Genomic DNA, 1,574 nt, shown 5'->3' with positions numbered 1-1,574 from the left:
TGCCCATCCACCAGGTGGCCGAGGTTGAGCTGGCTCTTGCCGCTGTGCTCGGTGCTGAGCTTGATGTGTTCCTGGCCACGGGTGTCGTCCAGGCGCAGCTTGTTGTTGGACGGGGTGCGCAGGACGTTGCGCTTGTAGTTCTTCAGGGTGACGAGGTCGGGGTGCCGGCTGTCGTGCAGGGCGAAGGCGATGAAGCCCCGGTCCGGGTCGCCGCGCTCGAAGGCGATGCCCACCTCGGTGCCCTGGATCAGCGGCAGGTGCAGGCCGTGGGTATCCCCGGCATAGGCGCGTGCCAGGCGCAGCCACATGCTTTCCTGGCCGGCGGGCCAGGTGTCCTGGTCGAAGAGGAAGTTGACCTTGTAGCGGCCCTCCAGGTCGATGTGGCTGTAGAGGTCGTCGGCCTGCGCGCTGGTGACGCGGGCCGGGATGGTGCCGGCGATCACGGGCCGCGGCAGCAGCGGCGGGCGAAAGCACACGCTTTCGCTGTAGGGGATGGCCTCGAAGCGGGCTTCGAAGCTGCGATCGCGGGCGGCGACGGTGACCAGGCGGGTGATGACGGCGCCAGGGGTGAAGGCCTCGGGCGCGCCGCCCTCGATCTTCAGCACCTGCCCAGGTGCCAGGGTGGCGCTGCTGGTGCGGCCGTCGAGGCGGGTCTGGTCGTTGAGGTAGCGCTCGTGGGCGAGGCGGGCATAGAAGTAGCCGCTTTCGCTTTTCAGGTCTTCGTCGCGGGAGCCGGGGTCGTCCAGCTCGATGTAGGGCTCGCCGTAGTGATAGGCCTCGCCGTAGGTGGTCGGGTCGCCCCGGGTCTGGTCGAGGTCGCCGTCGAGGTAGGCCGTCGCGTCACGCGGGGTGTAGGCGCGGATGCGCAGGTTCCTTTCCACCACGCCGTGGCTCGTCTGCAGATCCCAGACGGCGTCCTGGCCGCTGCTGACGGTGCCGGACGGCGGGCGGTAGGGCAGCTGGACGCCGAACCGGTAGTTGCGCTGGTCATCATGGAACTCGACGACATCGATGCCCAGGCGCTCGTCGGCGGTGAAGCGGTACCAGATGCCCACCTCGGCCAGCAGGCGCTGGATGAAGGCCAGGTCGCTCTCGTCGTATTGCATGACCTGCTCGCGCTTGGGGTAGTCGCGCCTGAGGTCGAAGAAGAAGTCCTGCCCGGCCCAGCGGTGGCGGTCGCTGCGCAGGATCTGCTCGACGATCTCGGGCACCGAGAGGTGCTGGTAGATGCGGTATTGCCGGCCCCGCCCGAGCAGGGTCAGGCGCGGCTGCAGGGTGATTTCGTAGCGGGCCTCGTCGTTGGAGCCGGAGATCCGCCGGAAGCCCGTGACCACGCCGTGCAGGGTGCGCAGCGGCTGGGCCGGCGGCGCGCCCAGGCCGGCGAAGGGCACCGGTGCGGGGGGCGCGAAGAGGCTGAAGCTGGCGGGCTGCCCGACGATGCGCCTGGAGGGGAGGTCGCGCTGGGACGAGGTGAACTCGACCTGGTAGGTGAAGGGCTGGCTGAGCGTCTCGTCCCCGACGAAGGCGAGGACGTCGAGCCCGACGTCGAGTTCGCCCACCTGCAGGCGGTGACG

The 1,574-nt window shown here is 69.4% G+C and carries 1 protein-coding gene; it reads right to left on the bottom strand.

Going from position 1 to position 1,574, the window contains the following annotated elements; all coding sequences use genetic code 11:
* A partial coding sequence (locus tag ACYJSS_RS30650; protein ID WP_459481270.1) for a type VI secretion system Vgr family protein occupies positions 1 to 1,565 on the bottom strand: 1,565 nt, incomplete at its 3' end.
* Between the last annotated feature and the right edge of the window lie 9 nt (positions 1,566 to 1,574).

Source organism: Pseudomonas sp. No.21 (genome assembly GCF_054558415.1).
Note: the sequence above shows the minus strand (reverse complement) of the source record. Positions and strands in the feature narration are given on the sequence as shown.